The sequence below is a fragment of the Algibacter lectus genome (assembly GCF_004368925.1).
Taxonomy (GTDB): Bacteria; Bacteroidota; Bacteroidia; order Flavobacteriales; family Flavobacteriaceae; genus Algibacter; species Algibacter lectus.
On the sequence record NZ_SORL01000007.1, the window covers coordinates 262,220 to 279,400 of the forward strand.

The 17,181-nt window shown below is 34.0% G+C and carries 11 protein-coding genes; 5 read left to right on the forward strand and 6 right to left on the reverse strand.

Annotated features, from left to right (window positions below):
* The first annotated feature begins 89 nt into the window (after positions 1–89).
* The 4 genes from pfkA (at position 90) to DFQ06_RS02150 (ending at position 4,262) form a co-directional block, all read left to right on the forward strand.
* Complete coding sequence (gene pfkA, locus DFQ06_RS02135; protein ID WP_042503934.1) at positions 90–1,076, forward strand: 6-phosphofructokinase; 987 nt, start codon at positions 90–92, stop codon at positions 1,074–1,076.
* 17 nt (positions 1,077–1,093) lie between these two features.
* On the forward strand, positions 1,094–2,098 hold the full coding sequence (gap, locus tag DFQ06_RS02140) for a type I glyceraldehyde-3-phosphate dehydrogenase (RefSeq protein ID WP_042494878.1): 1,005 nt from the start codon (positions 1,094–1,096) through the stop codon (positions 2,096–2,098).
* A 72-nt stretch (positions 2,099–2,170) separates the two neighbouring features.
* Positions 2,171–3,034 carry an N-acetylglucosamine kinase gene (locus tag DFQ06_RS02145; RefSeq protein WP_042503936.1) on the forward strand — a complete coding sequence of 288 codons (864 nt, stop codon included), beginning with the start codon at positions 2,171–2,173 and terminating at the stop codon, positions 3,032–3,034.
* A 7-nt stretch (positions 3,035–3,041) separates the two neighbouring features.
* Positions 3,042–4,262: an ATP-binding cassette domain-containing protein gene (locus tag DFQ06_RS02150; RefSeq protein WP_133965765.1), complete on the forward strand. Its 1,221-nt coding sequence runs from the start codon at positions 3,042–3,044 to the stop codon at positions 4,260–4,262.
* Here the strand turns inward: DFQ06_RS02150 and DFQ06_RS02155 are convergent.
* The 4 genes from DFQ06_RS02155 to DFQ06_RS02170 all read right to left on the reverse strand — a co-directional run bounded on the left by DFQ06_RS02155 (position 4,259) and on the right by DFQ06_RS02170 (position 12,311).
* On the reverse strand, positions 4,259–5,152 hold the full coding sequence (locus DFQ06_RS02155; RefSeq protein ID WP_074936150.1) for a transglutaminase family protein: 894 nt from the start codon (positions 5,150–5,152) through the stop codon (positions 4,259–4,261). The genes DFQ06_RS02150 and DFQ06_RS02155 overlap by 4 nt on opposite strands.
* Positions 5,152–7,710 (reverse strand): circularly permuted type 2 ATP-grasp protein, encoded by a 2,559-nt coding sequence (locus DFQ06_RS02160; protein WP_133965767.1) that lies wholly within the window; start codon positions 7,708–7,710, stop codon positions 5,152–5,154. Before DFQ06_RS02160 ends, DFQ06_RS02155 begins: the two co-directional genes overlap by 1 nt.
* 12 nt (positions 7,711–7,722) lie before the next feature.
* Entirely contained in the window at positions 7,723–11,055 is a 3,333-nt protein-coding gene (locus DFQ06_RS02165) for a transglutaminase family protein (protein ID WP_133965769.1), read from the reverse strand.
* Between the two features lie 215 nt (positions 11,056–11,270).
* The gene (locus tag DFQ06_RS02170; protein ID WP_133965771.1) at positions 11,271–12,311 is read right to left on the reverse strand and encodes a GMP reductase; all 1,041 of its coding nucleotides are present in this window, start codon (positions 12,309–12,311) and stop codon (positions 11,271–11,273) included.
* A 139-nt stretch (positions 12,312–12,450) separates the two neighbouring features.
* On the opposite strand from DFQ06_RS02170, the gene DFQ06_RS02175 reads away from it, so the two are divergent.
* Positions 12,451–13,848, forward strand: coding sequence for a response regulator (locus DFQ06_RS02175; RefSeq protein WP_074936141.1), 1,398 nt, complete (start codon positions 12,451–12,453; stop codon positions 13,846–13,848).
* Positions 13,849–13,864: 16 nt separating this feature from the next.
* Here the strand turns inward: DFQ06_RS02175 and DFQ06_RS02180 are convergent, their stop codons facing one another.
* Together DFQ06_RS02180 and DFQ06_RS02185 are read right to left on the reverse strand one after the other, a co-directional pair.
* Positions 13,865–14,245, reverse strand: coding sequence for a RidA family protein (locus tag DFQ06_RS02180; RefSeq protein WP_133965773.1), 381 nt, complete (start codon positions 14,243–14,245; stop codon positions 13,865–13,867).
* Between the two features lie 96 nt (positions 14,246–14,341).
* Entirely contained in the window at positions 14,342–17,095 is a 2,754-nt protein-coding gene (locus tag DFQ06_RS02185; protein ID WP_042506468.1) for a putative LPS assembly protein LptD, read from the reverse strand.
* Between the last annotated feature and the right edge of the window lie 86 nt (positions 17,096–17,181).

Below are 17,181 nucleotides of genomic sequence, written 5' to 3' on the forward strand. Positions count from 1 at the left end.
TATAGTATCAAACTACTAATAAAACAGTGTTAATAGTATGATTATATTCTTTTTCTTTATTAAATTTACGTTTTAATTATAAGAAATAAATGCCAAATAAAATAAAGAAAATAGGAGTGTTTACATCAGGAGGAGATTCTCCAGGTATGAATGCCGCCATACGTTCGGTAGTAAGGTCTTGTGCCTACTACAATATAGAATGTATTGGTATATATAGAGGTTACGAAGGCTTAATGGAAGGCGATTTTGAATCGATGGATGCCCGTAGCGTAAAAGGAATTATCAATAAAGGCGGAACTATATTAAAATCGGCACGTTCTACAGAGTTTAGAACCAAAGAAGGCCGTCAAAAAGCTTACGATCAATTAAACAAAGCAGGAATTGATGCTTTAGTTGCTATTGGTGGTGATGGTACGTTTACCGGCGCATTGGTTTTTAACGAAGAGTTCGGTTTCCCAGTAATGGGTATTCCAGGAACTATCGATAATGATATTGTTGGAACGTCTCATACATTAGGTTTCGATACGGCTCAAAACACCGTAGTAGAAGCTATTGATAAAATTAGAGATACAGCAAGTTCGCATAACCGTCTATTCTTTATAGAAGTTATGGGGCGTGATGTTGGGCATATTGCCTTAAACACTGGTATTGCTGGTGGTGCTGAAGAGATTTTAATTCCTGAAGAAGATTTAGGGTTAGAACGTTTGGTAGAATCTTTAAAAAGAAGTAGGAAATCAGGTAAATCGTCTAGTATTGTAGTGGTTGCCGAAGGTGATAAAATAGGTAAAAATATTTTTGAACTTAAGGATTATGTTGATGAAAACATGGAAGGGTACGATGTTAGAGTATCTGTGTTAGGGCACATGCAACGTGGTGGTTCTCCATCTTGTTTCGATCGTGTTTTAGCGAGTAGAATGGGCGTTAAAGCGGTAGATTCTTTATTAGAAGGTAAATCTAACTATATGGTAGGTTTAATTAATAATAAAATGCAGCTTACTCCTTTAGATAATGCCATAAAAGGAAAAACAAAAATTAACTTAGAATTATTGCGTGTCTCAGATATCATGAGCACTTAACATTTATAAACAAGAATATGTCAAAATTAAAAATTGGAATTAACGGATTTGGTAGAATAGGTAGAATTGCTTTTAGAGTAGCAGCTTCTAGATCTAATGATATTGAAGTAGTAGGAATTAATGATTTATTAGATGTTGATCATTTAGCTTACTTATTAAAGTTCGATTCTGTTCACGGACAGTTTGATGGAACTATCGAAACTAAAGATGGTAACTTAGTAGTAAACGGAAACACAATTAGAGTTACTGCAGAACGTAACCCTGAAGATTTAAAATGGGATGCTATTGGAGCAGACGTTGTTTTAGATTGTACTGGTATCTTCACAACTTTAGAAGGTGCTCAAAAACATATTACTGCTGGAGCTAAAAAGGTTGCAATTTCTGCACCATCTGCTGATGCACCAATGTTCGTTATGGGTGTAAACCATAAAGAAATTACTGCTGCACATACTATCGTATCTAACGCATCTTGTACTACCAACTGTTTAGCGCCATTAGCTAAAGTAATTAACGATAAATTCGGAATTGCTGAAGGTTTAATGACAACTGTTCACGCTGCAACGGCTACACAATCTACTGTTGATGGTGTATCTAGAAAAGATTACCGTTTAGGTCGTGCTTCTTTAAACAACATTGTACCAGCTTCTACTGGAGCTGCAAAAGCTGTTGGAAAAGTAATTCCTGAATTAAACGGGAAATTAACTGGTATGGCTTTTAGAATCCCTACTGTTGATGTATCTGTAGTAGATTTAACTTGTCGTTTAGAGCGTCCAGCTCCATGGGCTGAAATTAAAGCGGCTTTAAAAGAAGCTTCTGAAGGTGAATTAGCTGGTATTTTAGGTTATACTGAAGAAGGTGTTGTATCTCAAGATTTCGTGTCTGAACCAAAAACAAGTACATTCGATGCAAACGCAAGTATGGCATTAAATGACGGTTTTGTAAAATTAGTTTCTTGGTATGATAACGAGTTTGGTTATTCAACTAAATTAATTGATTTAGCTCAACATATCGGATCAATATAATAAATAATTTATATATTTCCACAGTGTTATTTATTTTGAATAATGCTGTGGATTTTTTTATTCTAAGAACTTATGATTTTAATTGTAGATAGTGGTTCTACTAAGTCCGATTGGCTGGCTGTAGATAAAGACGGAAATAGATTAATGGATAAAATCCGAACTAAAGGATTAAACCCAGCCATATTAAGCGAGAAAAAGCTTAATAAATTAATTAAGAAAAGTAAAGAATTAAAATCTAATGCCGATAAAGTAACACACGTGTTCTTTTATGGCGCGGGTTGTGGTACAGATAATGCAAAAGACTTATTAAGTACCGTTTTAAAAGATATTTTTACTAATGCTCATGTTGAAGTTAACGAAGATACATTAGCTGCCGTTTACGCTACTATTAACGATCCAAAGGAAGCTGCTGTAGTTTGCATTATGGGTACAGGCTCTAACTGTAGTTATTATGATGGTGAAGTGTTACACCAACGCGTTATATCACTTGGTTACACGCTAATGGATGATGCTTCTGGTAATTATTATGGTAAGCAGTTAATTAGAGATTATTACTTTGGTAACATGCCAGAAAATGTTAAAATAGCCTTTGGTGCTAAGTTTAACATGGAGGCAGATTTTATTAAATACAACCTATACAAACAACCAAGTCCTAATGCGTATTTAGCGGGATTTGCTGAATTTATGTTTTTACATAAAGATTCAGAATACACCATTAACTTAATTAAAGATGGTATTCGTTTGTTTGCAAAAAACATGATTTTCCAATTTAAAGAAGAGCTAAAAACAGCACCTGTACATTTTGCAGGATCTATAGCCTTTTTTGCTCAAAAAGAAATTAGAGAAGTTGGAGAAGAAATGGGCTTTACAGTTGGAAATTTTGAGCGTAGACCTATTGATGGTTTAGTGCCATTTCATACGAATAATTTAAAGTAAAAGATAAATGCAAAAGCATTTAGCAATTTATATATCTAATAGTTTTGATAAGGAAAGCCTTATCAAAACTATTTTTTTTGGAGAACTAATTTCTGGTTTTTCAAGTTTAAAGGGTGCACTTTTTTCTGAAGTAATTTTAAATAAATTTATAGATGAAGAAATACGTCACGGCAAAATGAACGTGGCTACCCAAACAAAAAATAGTTTACTTCATTCTTCAGAAGGTGAACGAAAAAAAGCACTTCTCGATCATATAATAGCTCAAAAACCCGATTATTTAGTAATCGATAATGTTTTTGGCAATTTAGACGTTGCTACACAAGCATATATTGAAAAGGAGTTGGCTGCTTTAAGCGAAACAACTTCAATTGTTCAAATAGCAAATAGAAAATTAGATGTTCTTCCTTTTATAAAAGGTATATATCAGGTAGAAAATAATAAGTTAGTTGAGTTTTCAAATACAGAAAATAAAACAGAACCTTTTTATTTTATTGAAGCTTTGCCTACGGTAGAGTATCATGATAAACCCGAAATTTTAAATCCTTTAGTCAAGTTTAATCAAGTATCTATTAATTATGGCGAACGTTCTATTTTAAATTCCATTTCATGGGAAATAAAATCTGGACAATTTTGGCAATTAATGGGACCAAACGGATCTGGTAAAAGTACGATACTAAGTATGATTTTTGGGGATAATCCTAAAGCGTACGGACAAGACATTACGTTATTTGGGGTAAAAAAGGGGAGTGGCGAGAGTATTTGGGATATTAAACAGAAAATAGGTTATTTTTCTTCAGAAATGCTTCGCGGTTTTACCCGCCGAGATGCCATTGGTAACATGATTGCTTCTGGTTTTTTTGATACCGTTGGTTTGTATAAAACACCAACCAATGCGCAAATAAAAATCGCGCAGCATTGGTTACGGGTTTTAAATATGTTCGATATTAGAAAACAATGTTTTTTATCGCTTTCGCGCGGACATCAGCGTTTGGTTTTAATAGCAAGAGCGATGGTTAAAAACCCTCCGTTGCTTATTTTAGACGAACCTACTAATGGTTTAGATGATAGTGATGCCGCTTTATTTTGCGAATTGATTAATAAAATAGCAACAGAAACTGATACAGCTATTCTATATGTATCTCATAGAAAAGAAGCTAATTTAGATCCTGATTTTATTTATGAATTACTTCCAACAGAACAAGGTTCTACAGGGCGTGTAATCGATTAATCTACCGCAGGTCTAATATCTACTGCTACTTTCATTTTATTGGCACCAGAACTATAAATAACACCTTTTAATGGTGGTACATCATAATAATCACGACCATAAGCCACAATAATGTGTTGGTTTTGTGGTATTTGATTATTTGTAGGGTCGAAATCTACCCATCCAAATTTTGGAATATATACAGAAAACCATGCGTGAGATGCATCGGTTCCTATTAGTTTTTCTTTTCCAGGAGGCGGTAATGTTTCTATATAGCCACTAACATAACGAGCTGGTAAGCCAATAGATCGCAGGCATGCAATCCCTATTTGCGCAAAATCTTGACAAACTCCTTTCTTGTTTTCCATAACTTCTTGGATAGGAGTAGCCACATTGGTAGCATTTGAATTAAACTCAAAATCGGTAAAAATGCGTAACATTAATTCTGAAGTCGCTTCGAATATAGGTCGGTCTGGCTTAAAAGACTTTAAGGCGTAGTCTCTGATGTTTTTGGATATTTTAGCAATTAAAATAGATTCTAATAAAAACTGTTTTACTTCTAAAATTTCAGGTGAAATAGATTTTAATTCCTTTTTGGCTTCATCTAAAGTAATAGTTAAACCACTTTCAGATTTATGTATATCAGGAGCCAAAGTATAATCACGAAGCACTTTGCTTTTTGCAATTACTTTTAATTCTTTATGGTATTGCTGTATGGAAAAACGGGTGATGGTGTTTCCGAAAAAGTCAGTACGTTCAGATATTTCTGTTGGTTTCGGACTAATTTCCAAGTCGTAACTTAAAATGGTTTGTCCCAAAAAATCACGTGGTTTTAAGGTCGCGATATTATGGCAAAATGTTACGCCATTGCCGTATTTGTAACTTGTGGTATGTGATAATTGAAAAACCATTATTGAAGTGGAAAGTTTTGATTAACCAATTGATTTTGTTGATATGAATGATTGAAATATGTATCAGAAATAGATAAAGATGTTTGATGCAATAATTCACTAAGTTCAGAAAGCATATCTTCTAAATTCTCTCTTACAGCTTCTGTTTCATCTAATTCTAATAATGTATCGATATTAGATTTTAGAATTATTTGATTGGCCTCATGAATTAAATCGTAACATTTTGAGTTACCCGTAATCCCAGTTGGTAATGGTAATTTGCCAATATCTTTTAAAATACGACTTAATTGATAGGTGAGAGAACGGCTGTATTTATCGTTAAGTATAACTAATTTTACCACGTTTTCAACACTTAGGTAAGATCGGTAACTGTAACGGTAAATATTTAAACTTTCATGACTAGATAATAAAGCCTCAAGCATTTCATATTCTAAATCTTCGTCATAACTCGCTACAATTAAAGATCTGCATTTTGCAATGGTTAAACTTGCTTGTTCGGTTTGCAAACCAATAAAATAAAGAAGTAAACCTTGGTCTACTAAAATACTTTCTTCTATTAACCCCATAAAAGCAATAAGGCGAGTAATGGTGCTATCGAGTAATTTTATTAATGCTGCTACCGAGTATTCTTTGTCTTTATCATGCTTATTCCATAGTTTTTTGATACCATCGAATACGCGCCACATATCTTTAGACCATAAATTTCTTAAGGTGTAATAGGAATTATTGAAACTACCTAAAGTTTGTGCTAACGAACCTACTTTATAACTGTCTAGAACAAGTGCGTTTAGTTCTTTTAAAGGGTTTTTAAGCACGTCTTCTTTGCCTTTACCCACAAAGCCCGGTAAAGTATGGGTGATTCCTGTTATGGCTTCAAAAATAATTTTTAAATTTTCGGGAGGAACTTCACCATTTTTATATTGCGAACTTTGCATACTATTTAAACACATGCGTAATAGGCGAGAAGTGACTAGAGCACGCCCCAAGTAACGACCAGACCAAAATAAGTTTTCTGCGGTATGGCTAGGTAAATCATTTATATCTGATACAGGGTTTCTAAATGTATTATCCCAAGCATAATTATGGAAGTAGTTTTGTTGCGTATCACTAACAATCCAAAAATCTTTACTAATGCCACCTCTTTGGTTGGATACTATTAAGTTCTCCCGCTCTGCGGCAACACGTACTAAACCTCCTGGCATAATGCTGTAACCATCTTTTTTGGCGATAGCAAAGGTTCTACACATTATTTTGCGCGGCTCTAATTTACCTTCAATAAATTCTGGCGCAGTAGAAAATTGTATTTTTGCTTGTGCTACAAATCGATAAGGATTTGCTAATATTTCTTCTTTTAATTTATTTAGTTTAGCTTCATTTAAAAATTCACAGAAGTATATACTTTCTCTATTAGAGCGATCAATTCGTTTTACAACATATTTTTTTATGTTCTTTAAAACATGATTTCGTTCCTTTTCTTGTCCACACCACCAAGAGGCTATTTGCGGAAGCAGTAATTCTTCATTAAAAAAATACTTACAAATAGCATTCATAAACGGGATAAGTCCAGAGTTTTCTAAAACACCGCTACCTATAGGGTTTACAATGCTTACGTTTTTTTGCCTAATAACATCTAGAATACCTGCGATGCCTAAATAAGAATCTTCACGAAGTTCTAAAGGATCCATGTAAACATCATCTACACGCCTTAAAATAACATGAACTTGCTTTAATTCTTTTAAAGATTTCATCCAAACTCTACCATTTCTAACCACTAAATCGTTTCCTTTTACTAAAGGATAGCCAAGAAATGAAGACATGTAGGCATGCTCAAAATAAGTTTCGTTATGCGGACCAGATGTTAGTATAACAATGTTTGGATTATCGATATCTTTAGGAGCCGCATCAATAAGCATTTGGTTGTAATCCTGAAAAAAATCGCTTGGTTGTTTTACATTTATACCGTTAAATAAATTTGATGCCGCCTTGTTCATGGCGAATCTGTTTTCTAAAGCATAACCTAAACCAGAAGGTGCTTGCGTACGATCGTTAACCACCCACATACGGCCATCTGGGCCTCTTGCTAAATCGGCTGCATGAATTAGTAAATCTTTGGAGGTGTTGTATTTTATTTGATCGCATTGGCGTAAAAAACCACGATGAGCAAACAATACTTCGTGAGGTACAATACCATTTTTTATAAGCTCACGTTTACCGTAAACATCTTTTAAAATTAAATTGAGTAACTCAGCGCGTTGTTTTAAACCTTTTTCAATGGTTAGCCACTCTTTATCATGGATTAAAAAAGGCACAATGCTTAAATCCCAAGCACGGTGTAAGCCCTTTGGGTCGTTATAAACATTGTAGGTTACACCGTTTTCGTCCATTAACCAATCAATTTCTTTTTGTCTAGAAATTAATTCGTCAGGACCTGCGGTGATTAAATTAGATAGTAAATCATCCCATTCTGGGTTAATTTTCATATTAGATTTCAATACTTCATCATAATTTTTATGATTGGTAAAATAATTCTGAAATAGTGTATTTGAATCTATGGTCATTTAATTTATTAATTACTTTTTTCTTAAATCTGTTGTGTTAGGAAACTCAAAATTAACAGGTAATTCTTTATAATTGAATTTTTTAGAACTTCCTTTCTTTTTAACGGTAATGCTTGATGTATTATCATCTGTTATAGTTTCTTTTATCGGATCGATTTCGCCTTGCGTATGCCCAGATTCCCAAAAACGGTTAATTCGTCTAGATTCTGCTTCGTAACTATTTACCGGATGTACGTCGTAAGAACGTCCGCCAGGATGTGATACAAAATAGGTGCAACCACCAATAGAACGTTTGTTCCATGTGTCAACAATATCGAAAACAAGAGGAGAATCTACACCAATAGTTGGGTGTAATGCAGAATACGGATCCCATGCCTTATAACGTATACCTGCCACAAATTCTCCTTTTACAGAGGTTGCTTTAAGGTTTACTTTAACACCGTTGCAAGTTACAACATATCTTTCTTCTGTAAAATTAGTAACTTTAATTTGAATTCGTTCCAAAGATGAATCTACATAACGTGCCGTTCCGCCGCCAGTCATTTCTTCTCCTAAAACATTCCAAGGCTCAATGGCTGCACGAAGTTCGATATGAATGTTGTTTATAGTTACCATACCATGTAAAGGAAATCTAAATTCGAAAAAAGGATTAAACCATTCTTCTTTAAAGCGGTATCCAGCTTTGTTTAGAGAGTTTACAATGTCTTTTATATCTTCTCGTACAAAATGTTCTATTAAAAACTTATCGTGTAATTCTGTTCCCCAACGTACTAAATCATGCTCGTAAGGTTTTTTCCAGAACCAAGCCACCAAAGTACGTACCAGTAAATTTTGCATTAAACTCATTTGTGGATGTGGTGGCATATCGAAAGCGCGAAGCTCTAAAATACCTAAACGCCCCGATGATGAATCTGGTGAATATAGTTTATCAATACAAAATTCTGCACGGTGTGTATTACCGGTTAAATCGGTTAATAAATGTCTAAACAATCTATCGGTTAACCAAAAAGGAACCTCACCATCTTTAGGTATTTGACTAAAGGCAATTTCAAGTTCGTATAGGTTTTCCATACGCGCTTCATCTATTCTTGGTGCTTGGCTGGTTGCACCAATAAAAGACCCTGAAAACAGATAAGAAAGCCCCGGATGATGTTGCCAAAAGGTTAATAAACTTCGTAATAAACTAGGTTTACGTAACAAAGGACTATCCGCAGGAGATATACCTCCCAAAGTTACGTGGTTTCCGCCACCTGTTCCCGTGTGCTTACCGTCGAGCATAAACTTTTCGGTACCTAAACGTGATTGTTTTGCTTCTTCGTAAAGCGTAAATGTATTTTTAGTTAACTCATCCCAGTTTTTTGCTGGATGCACATTAATTTCAATAACACCAGGATCGGGAGTGATTTTTAAGGACTCCAATCTGTTATCCTTTGGTGCTGGATAACCTTCTAAAATTACCGGTATGTTCAATGTTTTTGCTGTAGCTTCTATAGAAGAAAGTAAGTCGAGGTAAAATTCAGCGCAATCTAATGGCGGTAAAAATAAATATAGTTTTTGATCTCTAACCTCGGCACAAAGTGCGGTTCTAATAAAATAATTAGTTTTCGGACTTTCTAATTCGCCGTTAACAAAAGCTGTATATCTATTGGTTGCTACTTTTTTATAGCTAGGGAATCTGCCACGTTTGGTAAATTGATCGGGTTCGAATTTTGGAAATTCTTCATATTCCGATTTATGCACTAATGATGATAAAGGTAAACGTAAACCAACTGGTGAATTACCAGGCGTTAAAAATAAATGATTACGTCTAAATTGCCATGTACACGTGTGCCATTGACCAAAACTATTGTTTAAAGGCATTAAATACCCAACAACTTTATTTGTGCCTTGCTCTAATATTTCTCCTAATTTCTTTTGAATTAACGAGCCATCTTTATCTTCTCTTGGGTCAATATCTGTTGGTAAATTACCTTCTTCCCAAAGGAAATAAAAAGCATCTTCAAAGGCAGGCATTATTGTTTTATCAGTAACACCTAAATATTTGGTTAAGGTTTCTAAGAATATTTTATCGGCATTTTCGGGTACAATTTTATTATCAGCAAAGGTTGAAAGTAATTTTTCGTTATGCCAAATTACTCTACCATCTTTACGCCAGCAAAGCTCCGTTCCCCAACGTGGTAAAGGTTCTCCAGGATACCATTTACCTTGTGCGCGATGTAAAAATCCGCCTTTAGCAAATTTATTAAATAGGCGCTTCGTTAAGTCGTCTGCTAGTTGTCTTTTATGTGGTCCGTCGGCATCTGTGTTCCATTCAGGCGATTCCATATCATCAATAGAAACAAAAGTCGGTTCGCCACCCATGGTTAAACGTACATCTCCTTTTTCTAGTTCTTTTTCAACTTTAAAACCAAGTTTATAAATGTCGTTCCATTGTTTGTCTGTGTAGGGTTTTGTTACACGAGGCGATTCGAAAATGCGTTTTACAGAATTTTCAAATTCAAATTCAGTTTCACAAATATCTGTCATTCCAGAAACCGGTGCAGCACTTTCAAATGAAGGGGTACAAGCTAATGGAATATGACCTTCTCCGGCTAATAATCCCGATGTAGCATCGAAACCAATCCAACCAGCACCAGGTAAATAAACCTCTGCCCAAGCATGTAAATCTGTAAAATCTTCCTCAGGACCAGAAGGGCCATCAAGCGATTTTTCATCAGATTTTAATTGTACTAAATAACCTGAAACAAAACGTGCTCCAAAGCCTAAATGTCTCAATACTTGTACAAAGAGCCAAGCATAATCACGACATGATCCGTTTTTTTGAAGCAATGTTTCTTCACAAGTTTGTACTCCAGGGTCGAGTCTAATATTATAACTTAAGAACTCGTATATTTTCTGATTAATATCAATTAAAAAATAGATTGTTTTTCTTGGCGTATAATCTAAAGTTTTAATAAATTCATGAATAAGCGGTCCATTATCGGTAATTTCTAAATAGGGTAGAAGTTCCTTTTTAATGGTGTCACTATAAGTAAACGGGTATTCTTCCGCAGCTTCTTCAACAAAAAAGTCAAAAGGATTTATGGTTTTTAAATCGGCAATAATTTCAACTTCAACAGAAAGTTCGGTCGTTTTATCAGGAAAAATTAATCGCGCTAAATAATTACCAAAGGCATCTTGTTGCCAGTTGAAAAATTGATTTTCGGGTTTAATTTTTATTGAATAAGCCTCAATTGGCGTTCTGCTATGTGGGGCAGGACGTAATCTAAAAATATGTGGAGATAGATTTATAGGTCTATCATACTTGTACTTTGTTTTGTGTGAGATTACAATTTTTAACGCCATAAATTTCTTGGTTTATTATGAATGAATTTATTAGTAAAAAAGATTCTTATAAAAATACATTAATTTTCATTGTAAAATAGTGGTTTTGAATAAAACTAGACGCTTTACTATAAGTATTAAAACATTGAAAATTATGCAGATAAAAAATGATGATTTGATGAGTTTTAGGATTGTTTATCCCTTTTTTGATAAATCATTTTTTAAATCACTAAATATTAATGATTGTAAAATCTATTTTCCTGCTCGTTAACTCTAATAAATGTGGTACGTTTGGTAAGTTCTTTTAATCGAGATGCCCCAACATAAGTACAGGTACTTCGTAAACCTCCTAAAATATCTTGCAAAGTAACGTCAACAGGACCTTTATAGGGCACTTCAACCGTTTTGCCTTCACTAGCACGATACTCTGCCACACCTCCAACATGTTTATCCATAGCTGTTGAGGAACTCATTCCGTAAAATTTTCGGAACTGTTTGCCGTTTTTTTCAATAATATCACCGCCACTTTCGTCGTGTCCTGCAAGCATACCACCGAGCATAACAAAATCGGCTCCTGCGCCAAAAGCCTTGGCAATATCACCAGGAGTTGTGCAACCACCATCACTAATAATGTGTCCGCCTAATCCATGAGCAGCGTCTGCACATTCTATTATTGCCGAAAGTTGTGGGTAACCAACGCCGGTTTTTACACGAGTAGTACAAACAGATCCTGGACCAATACCAACCTTTACAATATCGGCACCAGATAGAATTAGTTCTTCTACCATTTCGCCAGTAACTACGTTGCCAGCAATAATTACTTTATCTGGATATTGTTTTCGGGTGCTTTTTACAAAATCTGCGAAATATTCCGAATAGCCATTTGCTACATCAATACAGATGAATTTTAGTTCTGGTTTTAATGCAAATACAGCAGCAAGTTTTTCTGAATCGTTTTTACCAATACCTGTACTAACTGCAATATGATTTAAATGATTTTCTGAAATTGAAGATAAAAAAGCTTTCCATTCAGGAATGGTGTAATGTTTATGTATGGCAGAAAAAAGTCCTTTTTTAGCAAGAGATTTGGCCATTTCAAAAGTGCCCACCGTATCCATATTAGCAGCCATAATCGGGATGCCGTTCCAAACTGTAGTGCTGTGTAAAAATTTAAATTCACGCTCTAAACTTACTTCAGATCTGCTTTTTAAAGTAGATCTTTTTGGGCGGAACATAACATCTTTAAAGCCTAATTTTATTTCGTTTTCTATGCGCATTACTATCGATTGTGTTTTATTGAAAATTATTAAAAGAAAATTTAAATTTAAACAAAAAGAATAGAACAATGAATGACTAATTAATTATATTAGTGTTTTAATCATTATCTTTTTTGATTTGTTAACCTGCCAATTATAAATGAATTTTATCCCGGAGTCTGTAAAGTATATTACCGTTAAAAAGAAATTATCTTTTTCAATATTCACTTCTATTGCGGCTATTTTAATCATTGGTTATCTTTTTGTTGATGATAAAATTTATGCGGAATTAGCGGCCTTATTTCTTTTTATAGTAGCTGTTATTCAGGTTTTTGCTCTGCAATTCTTCTTAAAGAGTTTGTTAAAGAATGAAGTAATAAAAGAAAACTTAACATCTAGAATAAAGGAATTAAAAACAGATTTAGAAAAATCTGAAAATTTAGCCGAGCATAAATCAATCTATTTAGCGAACATGAGTTATGAGGTGCGAACGCCTCTTAACACGGTTTTAGGTATGCTAAATATGCTAAAACAAACCAATTTGGATAGTGATCAGGTGGCTCAGGTAGAAATTGCAGAATTTTCATCCATGCATTTATTGCAGTTGGTGAAAATGGTTACGGATAATGCAGAAGTTGATAGTGCTGATGTTAAACTGAATTTTATCGCTATAGACTTAAAACAAGATTTAGGTAACCTATTTAAAGTATTTGAATACCAAGCCTGGGAAAAAGGATTGGAGTTTGATTTTAAATTTTTGTTTGAAGAAAAAGATAAATCTTTAGTATATGGCGATTCGTCTAGAATACAACAGGTTTTAATTAACTTGATTAATAACGCTATTAAATTTACTAATGCAGGGAAGATTTCTATTATTATCGATCAAACTGTGGGAATAGATCATGAACAGATTGTAACATTTTATGTAAAGGATACTGGAGTAGGGATGCGATCTGACGAGGTTAAGCGCTTTTTTGATGATGATACTAATATTCCGGCTTCTATTATTAAAGATTATCGCGGTGCTGGTTTAGGACTTTCTATTTCGAGAAAGTTAGTTAAGCTAATGGGGGGAACCTTAAAGCTTGAAAGTAAAGAGAACGAAGGTTCAACTTTTTATTTTAGTCTTCAATTAAAAAAGACACTTAATATTAAAATGGTTGAGGAAGCAACACCTGGACTTCATGCTAAATTTAATGTGTTGGTTGCGGAAGATAATAGAATGAATCAAAAAGTAATTAAGTTTTTACTTGAGAAGCAAGGTGCCGATTGTACGTTTGCGAAAAACGGTTTAGAAGCTGTAGAACTTTATAAAATATTAGATTTTGATATGATTTTTATGGATATCTATATGCCAGATATGGATGGTTATGAAGCCACCCGTGAGATTATAAAAACCAAAAAGTATCAACAACATAAAACACCAATTATAGCCGTATCAGCAAGTGCTTTTGAAGAAGATATTGAAAGCGCAAAACAAGCCGGTGCTAATGAATTTTTAGCAAAACCTCTTGAGTTACCAAAACTAAAAGAGTTGTTGGATAAGTATGCGCTTTAGAATCTAAGGTTGTTATCTATTTTATTGCGATAACACTAATTTCTACATTTACATTTTTAGGCAGTCTAGCGACTTGTACGGTTTCGCGTGCAGGTGCTGTGGCGTCGTCAAAATAACTTCCGTAAACCTCGTTGATGTTTACAAAATCGTCCATATTACTAATAAAAATCGTCGATTTAATAACATTTTCAAAAGTCATATCAGCAGCTTTTAAAACTGCTTTTAGGTTATTCATTACCTGTGTGGTTTCTGCTTTAATATTTTCTAAAACAAGCTCGCCAGTTTTTGGGTTAATAGCTATTTGCCCAGAAGTATATAATGTGTTTCCTGTTAATACAGCTTGGTTATATGGGCCTATAGGCGCTGGAGCTTCAGTAGTAGTGATTATTTTTTTCATCAGTAAAATTATTTATCAGGTTGAAAATCGTTTAAGTTCAGCAATAAAAATAAGAATTATATACTTCTGTGTAAACAAAAATATAACATCTTAACTTTAAAGTTGTACATCGGCAGATTTACGTTTTTCGTATTTAAGATCTTGTAAAAGGCTAGATTTTATACCGATGAAAAAGTTCCATGAGGTATACGTTCCGAAAGGAACCCAGCTTAAGTTCATTCTCCAGCTTTCTAAATCACGTTCAAAACGTAGTTGAGTAGAGGTGAAGCCATTGTTTTTAACATCGTAACCAGATGATGCTCCAATAGACCATTTATCTGATAATTGAATGTCTCCAGAGAACATTAATGAGTGCGATGATATTTCGTTTTGCCTTGTAGAGTTAGAATAATTTACTGCATACGCTAAACGTAAACTCCAAGGGATTTTATAGCGATAAAGGGCGCTTTTAGTGTCTTTATCTTCATCGTCTTTTTTAGCGATAGGTTTAGAGAAATCTTGAGATACACCAAACATGTCATCGTCTCGACCACCACCTTGCAAGTTTTCATCACGATTTCTATCGTCGTCTTTAGAATCTTTTTTGCCTTTTTTATCACTAGATAACGACCAACTAGCAGTCATGTTTGCACTAGTTAATCTAAATAAGCTTCCGCCGTTATCAACATTAAAAGTATCAATTCTATTATTGTTGTTATCCAGAGCGTAAGGATCTAAAGTTGCTCCAAAATTCAAACTTAATTGATTATCGAAAAGTTGTGTACCACCACTCATTCTTATTGGGCTCCATTGTAAAGAATCTCCAGCAAAATTATAAGATGTAGAAAAGTTTAAGTTATTAAGTAAAACCACCTTTTTAGGCTCGGTAGCCGTGCTATCTTTATCGCGTACTTTAGCTTCTATATTATTGGATAATGAAATACCCATAGAGCTAGAAAATGTTTGACCTGGTGTGCCAAAAATACTTTCTTCAAATCTAGTAAAGGATACATCTTCTTTGGTTTCGCCATCTGCACTTACAACCTCGTAAGTATCATAATATTTATCGAAAGCAGGATTGATATTATAACTAATAGCAGGGCGCATAACGTGCCTAATTTTCTGTATTTTAGGATCTTTACCTTCCTTTTCAAAATCGAACATACCGTAAATAGTTGTACCTAAACTAGTAGAGAAATTATAAGTTCTAAAAGAATCGAAGCCATTTACTGTTTCAGTAACGGTTTCTCTAGTTGTAGTATCAAAACTTTTATCAATAGTTTTAAATGTCCAAACTTCATTGAAGTTTGCACTGGTACTCATACTAAAATATTTGAATAACTTAAAGTTTGTGGTTAACGGGATACTATGTTGAAATCCTGCTTGAGCATCGTCGAACATTTCCTTTTTAAAGAATAAAGAATCTGTAGTTTCAATTCTATTTTCCCCACGCAGATTATACTGTAAATTTATATTTTGAATAATCCCTTTTTTAGAACCCGTTTTTGGAGCAAAAGGGTACATTCTACCAATACTACCTTGCAGTGTAGGCAACGTCATATTAATGGTTTCTGTTTGCGTATTTTGAGAGTGTGTCGCTGTTAAGCTAACATTAACCTGTGGTTCCCCTTGAAAAGTTTTAGAGTAAGAAACCGAAGATGATAATGTATTATTAAATCGGTTTGCAATATTCACTTGGTTTAAAGAGCCGCTATAATAATTGCTACTACCAAGGTTTACCGAGGCAGAAAAACGTGAATTAGGATTAGCTTTAGCGTCTTGGCTATGAGACCATCTTAAGTTGTACAAGGTGTTTTTAGCATAATCGGAAAAACCAAGTTCACTCGTTATTAAACTTTCATATCTAAAAGCTACATTACCTCTGTACTTATAGCGCTTTGCGTAAGTGTTTTCAACTCTTAGTCCGTAACTTCCATTAGTGTAATAATCTCCCAAAACAGTTAAATCTACATGGTCGTTAATTGCAAAATAGTATCCACCGTTTTGCAAAAAGAAACCTCGATCGTTTTGCTCACCGAAACTAGGTAAAATAACACCTGATGTATGTGTTTCAGTCTGAGGGAAAAAGGCAAAAGGTAATCCTATTGGTGTTGGTACATCGTAAATAAACAAGTTAGCTAAGCCTGTTACAATTTTTTTACCGGGAACAATTTTTGCTTTTCTTAGCTTAATATAATAATCTGGATCTTCAAGATTTTCAGCTGTTGTATATTTTGCGTTCTTTAAGAAGTAAACCGAATCGTTTTCCTTTTTTGTGATACTAGCAATTACAGTTCCTTCACCTTGCTCGGTTTTAGAATTATATATAAGTGCTTTTTTAGATTTTGAATTAAAAACAATAGAGTCGGGCTCTACCACGCTACTTCCTTGTGTAAATACGGGTTTTTGAGTGTATTCACCAGTAGTATCAATAATACCTCGAGCACGAACGGTGTTTGTTGTATAATCTACAATAATACTTCCTGCAGAAATGTTCATGTCACCATAATCAATTTTGGCTTGATTATATAAATACAGTTTGTGTTTTATTTGATTGAAGGTGGTGTAATCTACCGCACTGTAAACCACTTTATTTTCTAAAAGACCTTTTTTAGGTTTGATAGAATCGGTTTTAGTGGAATCCTGAACTTTTTCATCAATTATTGGTGCTAGTACACTATCGGTTTTTATTGTCACCCGATTTTCAACAGAAGGTTTAATAGAATCCGTCTTTTTTTTGATGTCCTGCCCAAAGCTTAGCATGTTAATAAACATGGTAAAACTTAGTGCAAAAAGTATATTAAAGTTGTTTGTCTGCAACGCTTTTAAATGTATTTTTGTAAAAGTATGGCTCGGTTTTTGAAAAGCCAAAATTACATATATTTTTCTGTGAATGTTTTATATTCTTAGAAAAATTTTAAATTAAACTAAACCGAGTATTTTAATCGTTACTATTT

Coding starts and splice junctions, on each gene's coding strand:
- pfkA (WP_042503934.1), top strand. CDS start 90: ATGCCAAATAAAATAAAGAAAATAGGAGTGTTTACATCAGGAGGAGAT.
- gap (WP_042494878.1), top strand. CDS start 1,094: ATGTCAAAATTAAAAATTGGAATTAACGGATTTGGTAGAATAGGTAGA.
- DFQ06_RS02145 (WP_042503936.1), top strand. CDS start 2,171: ATGATTTTAATTGTAGATAGTGGTTCTACTAAGTCCGATTGGCTGGCT.
- DFQ06_RS02150 (WP_133965765.1), top strand. CDS start 3,042: ATGCAAAAGCATTTAGCAATTTATATATCTAATAGTTTTGATAAGGAA.
- DFQ06_RS02155 (WP_074936150.1), bottom strand. CDS start 5,152: ATGGTTTTTCAATTATCACATACCACAAGTTACAAATACGGCAATGGC.
- DFQ06_RS02160 (WP_133965767.1), bottom strand. CDS start 7,710: ATGACCATAGATTCAAATACACTATTTCAGAATTATTTTACCAATCAT.
- DFQ06_RS02165 (WP_133965769.1), bottom strand. CDS start 11,055: ATGGCGTTAAAAATTGTAATCTCACACAAAACAAAGTACAAGTATGAT.
- DFQ06_RS02170 (WP_133965771.1), bottom strand. CDS start 12,311: ATGCGCATAGAAAACGAAATAAAATTAGGCTTTAAAGATGTTATGTTC.
- DFQ06_RS02175 (WP_074936141.1), top strand. CDS start 12,451: ATGAATTTTATCCCGGAGTCTGTAAAGTATATTACCGTTAAAAAGAAA.
- DFQ06_RS02180 (WP_133965773.1), bottom strand. CDS start 14,245: ATGAAAAAAATAATCACTACTACTGAAGCTCCAGCGCCTATAGGCCCA.